The sequence below is a fragment of the Cupriavidus taiwanensis genome (genome assembly GCF_900249755.1).
GTDB lineage: Bacteria > Pseudomonadota > Gammaproteobacteria > Burkholderiales > Burkholderiaceae > Cupriavidus > Cupriavidus taiwanensis_D.
Genome location: NZ_LT976853.1, coordinates 1200168 through 1206608 on the forward strand (window position 1 = coordinate 1200168; position 6441 = coordinate 1206608).

General features: G+C 70.3%; 6 protein-coding genes. 5 read left to right on the forward strand and 1 reads right to left on the reverse strand.

Annotation, left to right across the window (positions count from 1 at the left end):
• Positions 1-26 precede the first annotated feature (26 nt).
• Complete coding sequence (locus CBM2594_RS05445) at positions 27-2315, forward strand: xanthine dehydrogenase family protein molybdopterin-binding subunit (protein ID WP_116355952.1); 2289 nt, start codon at positions 27-29, stop codon at positions 2313-2315.
• A 167-nt stretch (positions 2316-2482) separates the two neighbouring features.
• Here the strand turns inward: CBM2594_RS05445 and CBM2594_RS05450 are convergent, their stop codons facing one another.
• Positions 2483-2959 (reverse strand): MarR family winged helix-turn-helix transcriptional regulator, encoded by a 477-nt coding sequence (locus CBM2594_RS05450; RefSeq protein ID WP_115706338.1) that lies wholly within the window; start codon positions 2957-2959, stop codon positions 2483-2485.
• 207 nt (positions 2960-3166) lie between these two features.
• On the opposite strand from CBM2594_RS05450, the gene CBM2594_RS05455 reads away from it, so the two are divergent.
• From CBM2594_RS05455 to CBM2594_RS05470, 4 genes are read left to right on the forward strand one after another with little or no spacing between them, the layout of a single operon-like run.
• The gene (locus CBM2594_RS05455) at positions 3167-4054 is read left to right on the forward strand and encodes a DMT family transporter (protein WP_116357700.1); all 888 of its coding nucleotides are present in this window, start codon (positions 3167-3169) and stop codon (positions 4052-4054) included.
• 54 nt (positions 4055-4108) lie between these two features.
• Positions 4109-4897 carry an SDR family oxidoreductase gene (locus CBM2594_RS05460; RefSeq protein WP_116355953.1) on the forward strand — a complete coding sequence of 263 codons (789 nt, stop codon included), beginning with the start codon at positions 4109-4111 and terminating at the stop codon, positions 4895-4897.
• Between the two features lie 47 nt (positions 4898-4944).
• Positions 4945-5352, forward strand: a complete 408-nt coding sequence (locus CBM2594_RS05465; protein ID WP_116355954.1) for a methylglyoxal synthase — start codon at positions 4945-4947, stop codon at positions 5350-5352.
• Between the two features lie 50 nt (positions 5353-5402).
• The gene (locus CBM2594_RS05470; protein ID WP_116355955.1) at positions 5403-6380 is read left to right on the forward strand and encodes a quinone oxidoreductase family protein; all 978 of its coding nucleotides are present in this window, start codon (positions 5403-5405) and stop codon (positions 6378-6380) included.
• The last annotated feature ends 61 nt before the right edge of the window (positions 6381-6441 follow it).

Sequence of the window (6441 nt, forward strand, 5' to 3'; positions counted from 1 at the left end):
CGGCTGGCGAAGGAGAGAGGAGAACGATGACCGCAACCCAGCTGCAACCCCCGGCACAGGCCGACGCCGCCACGCCGCGCGCGCTGCGCCTGGCGCTGCAGCAGGCCACCGGCGTGCTGCTGGTCACGCGCGCCCCGCAGCCGGCCGCGCGCCCGGCGCCGGGCCAGCCCGGCGCCGCGTCTGACTATGTGCCGGCGCTGCCGGACGTGTTTATCGCCGTGCGCGACAGCGGCGAGGTGCTGGCCTTCAACGGCCACGTCGACCTCGGCACCGGCATCCGCACCGCGCTGGCGCAGATTGTCGCCGAAGAACTCGACGTACCGTTCGGCCACGTGCGCATGGTGCTGGGCCATACCGAAGCCACGCCCAACCAGGGCCCGACCATCGCCAGCGCGTCGATCCAGATCTCGGCGCTGCCGCTGCGCCGCGCCGCCGCGCAGGCACGCGCGTGGCTGCAGGCGCGCGCGGCGCGGCAGCTGGGTGTGGACGCTGCCGCGGTGGAAGCGCAAGACGGCGTGTTCCGCGTGCGCGGCACGCAGGCCAGCATCGGCTATGGAGCGCTGGTTGCGGGCGAGCACGTGGAACTGCCGCTTGCCGAAGACGTGCTGACCAAGCCCGTCGAAGCCTACCGCATCGTCGGCCGCGCGGCGCCGCGCGTCGATATCCCCGACAAGGCCCGCGGCGCACTGACCTTTGTCCATGACGTGCGCGTGCCCGGCATGCTGCACGGCCGCGTGGTGCGCCCGCCGTATGCGGGGCGCGACAGCGGCGGCTTCGTCGGCAACAGCCTGCTGGAAGTCGACCGGGATTCGGTGCGCGACGTGCCGGGCCTGGTCGAGGTCGTGGTGCAGGGCGACTTTGTCGGCGTGGTGGCCGAGCGCGAGGAATACGCGGTGCAGGCCGCGCGCCGGCTGCGCGTGCGCTGGAAACCGGTGCCGCCCTTGCCCGCGCTGGACGATCCGGAGCCGGCGCTGCGCGCCAACCCGGCCACGCGGCGCGAGCTGCTGAGCGAGGGCGAACTGCCCGCCGCGGGCGCCGGCACGGTATTGCAGCGGCGCTATGTGTGGCCGTACCAGATGCACGGCTCGATCGGCCCGTCGTGCGCCGTGGCCGACTGGCACGAAGACGGCCTGACCGTATGGTCCGGCACGCAGAATCCGCACATGCTGCGCATCGACCTGTCCCGGCTGTGCGGGCTGGGCGAGGACCGCATCGAGATCGTGCGCATGGAGGCCGCCGGCTGCTACGGGCGCAATTGCGCCGACGATGTCTGCGCCGACGCGGCGCTGCTGTCGCGCGCGGTGGGGCGGCCGGTGCGCGTGCAGCTGTCGCGCGAGCAGGAGCACTTGTGGGAGCCCAAGGGCGCGGCCCAGCTGATGGATGTCAGCGCCACGCTCGGCGCCGACGGCGCGCTGCTCGGCTACGACTTCACCAGCCGCTATCCGTCCAACGACGCGCCCACGCTGGCGCTGGTGCTGACCGGTGCGGTGCCCAACGCGCCGCGCACGCTGGAAATGGGCGACCGCACCGCCGTGCCGCCCTACGGCTATGCCGCGCGCCGCATCGGCTGCGACGACACCCCGGCGATCGTGCGCGCGTCATGGCTGCGCGGCGTCTCGGCGCTGCCGAATGCATTCGCGCACGAGTGCGTGATCGACGAACTGGCGCTGGCGGCGGGCGCCGACCCGGTGGACTTCCGCCTGCGGCACCTGCCTGACGCGCGCGCCGCGGATCTGCTGCGCGCCGTCGCCGAGGCGGCCGGCTGGCAGCGCGGCGCGGCCGGTTCGCGCGGCGTGCCGGATGCCGATGGCCGGCTGCGCGGCCGTGGCGTGGCCTATGCACGCTACATCCACAGCCGTTTCCCCGGCTTCGGCGCGGCGTGGGCCGCATGGGTGGTGGACCTGTCCGTCGACGCCGGCACGGGCCGCATCGCCATCGACAAGGTGGTAGTGGGGCAGGACACCGGCATGGTCGTCAATCCCGACGGCGTGCGCCACCAGGTCCACGGCAACGTGGTGCAGACCCTCAGCCGCGTGCTGAAGGAACAAGTCCGCTTCGATGCCGACGGCGTGGCCAGCCGCGAGTGGGGCAGCTATCCGCTGCTGACCTTCCCGGAGATTCCGCCGATCGACGTGGTGCTGATGCCGCGCCAGTCAGAGCCGCCGCTGGGTGCCGGCGAATCGGCCTCGCTGCCGGGCGCGCCGGCGATTGCCAATGCGCTGTTCGATGCGCTGGGGGTGCGTTTGCGCAGGCCGCCGTTCGTGCCGGAGACGGTGCTGGCGGCGATGGCGTCAACGACATCGACCAAGGGCTGATGGGGTGCTCCCTCTCCCGCTTGCGGGAGAGGGTTGGGGTGAGGGCGGGAGCTTCCACGAAGTGAATGCCGTCGCTATTGCCAGCGCCGGCCCTCACCCCCGGCCCCTCTCCCGCAAGCGGGAGAGGGGAGCAAGCCGCTGGTATCGGGAAGCCCCGCTATGCGGCGCTACGCCCCATTCCCCTCATCGATCTCGCTCATCTTGCGCAGCAGGTAGGTCACCGCCACGCGTTCGGCCGGATTCAGGCTGCCGAAGGTCTGTTCCGAGATCTCCTTCGCGAACGGCACGGTCTCGTCGATCAGGGCCAGGCCGGCGGGCGTGACCGTCACCACGACCTTGCGCCGGTCGTTGGGATCATGCGAGACCGCGATCAGCTTGCGCGATTTCAGCCGGTCGATGATGCCGCGCACCGTCGCCTGGTCGATCGCGGTGGCGCGCACCACCTCGTTCATCGAGCACGGCTGCCGGTCGCGCACCGCGCACAGCACCACGAACTGCGCCGCGGTCAGCTGCGAATCCGGGATGGTTTGCTGGAAGATCGCCACATGGCGCTGGTAGGCGCGCCGCAGCAGGTGGCCCACCTGTTCGGTGAAGTCATAGTCGGCGGCGGGCTTGCCGGAAGGCGTGTCGGCGGGCTGGGGCACGAAGCAGGCGCGGTGGCTGGAGGTGACCCCGAGTATACCGAGGAAGGCCGCGCAACAGGGCGTGCGCGCGGCCGGGGCGGCGTCCGATGCCCTCGCGCCTTTTCGAATACAATCGTCGGGTCGTTTTGCGGGGCCGCCGTGCCGGCCCGCTTTCCTCCCGTATTCTTCGTGTCCGCCTCCCAGAAGTCTCTCGCCGTGCCCGCCGCGCTGCCTTCGCCGCAGCGCTCGGGGCTTGTCATCGCCGCCGTGGGCGCGGTGCTGTTTTCGGCCAAGGCCATCGTCGCCAAGCTGATGTACCGCTACAACGTCGATGCCGTGATGGTGATCACGCTGCGCATGCTGTTCGCGGTGCCGCTGTTCATGGCGATCGGCTGGTGGCAGTCGCGCCGGCTGGCGCCGCTGTCGTGGGCGGACCGGGGCCGCGTGGTGTTTCTCGGCTTTATCGGCTACTACCTGTCCAGCTTCCTGGATTTCATCGGGCTGCAATACATCACCGCCGGGCTGGAGCGGCTGATCCTGTTCCTGACGCCATCGTTCGTATTGCTGGTGACCGCGCTGGTGTTCCGCCGGCCGATCGGCACGCGCCAGTGGCTGTCGCTGCTGCTGGCCTATGCCGGCATCGTGCTGGTGTTCGCGCATGACCTCGATGTCAGCGGCAGCCGGGTGTGGCTGGGCGGTGCGCTGGTGCTGGGCAGCGCCATCACCTATGGTATCTACCTGATCCTGAGCGGCGAGCTGGTGCGGCGCATCGGCTCGCTGCGGCTGGTGGCGTATGCCATGTGCGTGTCGACCGCGTGCTGCGTGATCCAGTACCTGGTGCTGGGCCGGCCGCTGGCGGAGCTGGCGCAGCCGGCGCCGGTGATGTGGCTGTCGCTGGTCAACGCGGTGTTCTGCACCGTGCTGCCGGTGTCGCTGACCATGGTGGCGGTGTCGCGCATCGGCGCGCCGATGGCGTCGCAGGCTGGCATGATCGGGCCGGTGTCGACGCTGTTGCTGGCGTTCTGGCTGCTGGGCGAGCCCGTCAGCGGCGTGCAGCTGGCCGGCAGCGCGCTGGTGATGGGCGGCATGTATTTGCTGTCGGCAAGGAAAACCTGATTCGGGGCCCGCGCGGCGCGGGCCCGCCACAGACAACAGACAAGGGAGAAACACATGGATCTGGGACTGCGCGGCAAGCATGCGCTGGTATGCGGCGCCAGCAAGGGCCTGGGCTTTGCCTGCGCCGATGCGCTGGCGGCTGAAGGCGTTGACGTAGTGATCGTGGCGCGCGGCGCCGAGGCGCTGGAAAAGGCCGCGGCCGGCCTGCGCGCGCGCCATGGCCGCCGCGTGATCGCGGTGGCGACCGACATCACCACGCCCGAAGGCCGCAAGGCCGCGCTCGACGCCGTGGCCAAGCTGGGCGATCTCGACATCCTGGTCAACAACGCCGGCGGCCCGCCGCCGGGCAACTTCCGCGACTGGGAGCGCAGCGACTGGCTGGCCGCGCTGGACGCCAACATGCTGACCCCGATCGAGCTGATCAAGGCCACCGTCGACGGCATGATCGCGCGCAAGTGGGGCCGCATCATCAATATCACCAGCGGCGCGGTCAAGGCGCCGATCGATGTGCTGGGCCTGTCCAATGGCGCGCGCTCCGGCCTGACCGGTTTCGTTGCCGGCGTGGCGCGCGAAGTGGCGCAGCACGGCGTCACCATCAACAACCTGCTGCCCGGCCCGTTCAATACCGACCGCCTGTTCAAGACCATGGAAGGCGGCGCGAAGAAGGCGGGTCTGAGCGTCGAGGAAGTGGCGCAGCGGCGCGCCGCGGCCAACCCGTCGCGCCGCTTCGGCGAGCCCGCCGAGTTCGGCGCCACCTGCGCCTTCCTGTGCAGCCGCCATGCCGGCTACATCACCGGCCAGAACATCCTGCTCGACGGCGGCGCCTTCCCCGGCACGTTCTGACCGGCAGTGTCCCGACGTTCCCCGTACCCCGCCACCAGGAAGCCCTGATGACCCGGCTCACTATGCCTCGTATAGCGCTGATTGCCCATGACCACAAGAAGGACGACATCGTCGCCTTCGCCGCGCGCCATCGCGCCTTTCTGTCGCAGTGCGAACTGCTTGCCACCGGCACCACCGGCGGGCGCCTGATCGACGAGGTCGGGCTGGACGTCACGCGCATGCTGTCGGGCCCGTGGGGCGGCGACCTGCAGATCGGCGCGCAGCTGGCCGAAGGCCGCGTCAGCGCGGTGGTGTTCCTGCGCGACCCGATGACGCCGCAGCCGCACGAACCCGATATCAACGCGCTGGTGCGCGCCTGCGACGTGCACAACGTGCCGTGCGCGACCAACGTGGCCAGCGCCGAGCTGCTGCTGGCAGGGCTTGCGCGCGAGAACGGCGCGGCGCAGGCCGGCTGAAGTTAACCGTATTCCCGATCGATGCTTCACCAAGACAAGGAGCGACGCAGATGAGCAAAGCCATCCGGATCGAGCAGACCGGCGGTCCCGAAGTCATGCAGTGGGTCGATGTACAGGTGGGCGGCCCCGGCCCCGGCGAAGTGCGCGTGCGCCACGAGGCGGTGGGCCTGAACTATATCGATGTCTATTTCCGCACGGGGTTGTACAAGCAGCCGCTGCCGGGCGGGCTGGGCATGGAAGGCGCCGGCGTGGTCGAGGCGGTGGGCGAGGGCGTGCGCCACGTTGCCGTGGGCGACCGCGTGGCCTATGCCGGCCGTCCCACCGGCGCCTATGCGCAGGTGCGGGTGATGCCGGCCGACATCGTGGTGCGGCTGCCCGATGCGATCCCGTTCGACACCGCCGCGGCGATGATGCTGCAAGGGCTGACCGCGCAGTACCTGATCCGCGACAGCTACAAGGTGCAGCCGGGCGACACCGTGCTGCTGCACGCGGCCGCGGGCGGGGTCGGGCTGATCGCCTGCCAGTGGCTGAAGGCGCTGGGCGTGACCGTGATCGGCACCGTCGGCAGCGACGAAAAGGCCGAGCTGGCGCGTGCCAACGGCTGCGCCCACACCATCGTCTATACGCGCGAGTCGTTCGTCGATCGGGTCAAAGAGATCACCAACGGCAAGGGCGTGCCGGCGGTCTATGACTCGATCGGCGCGGATACTTTCCGCGGCTCGCTCGACTGCCTGGCGCCGCGCGGCACCATGGTCAGCTTCGGCAATGCCTCGGGCCCGGTGCCGCCGTTCGACCTGTCGGTGCTGGGCAACAAGGGCTCGCTGCGGCTGACGCGGCCGACGCTGATGACCTACGTGGTGCACCGCGAACTGCTCGAGCCGATGGTGGCCGACCTGTTCGACGCCGTTACCACCGGCAAGGTCAAGATCGACATCCGCCAGCGCTACGCGCTGTCCGAGGTGGCGCAGGCGCACCGCGACCTGGAAGCGCGCAAGACCACCGGCTCGACCATCCTGCTGCCGCACTGACGCCGTTTCTGCGCAGCATAAAAAATCCCCGGGGCACTTGGTGCCCCGGGGATTTTCTTGT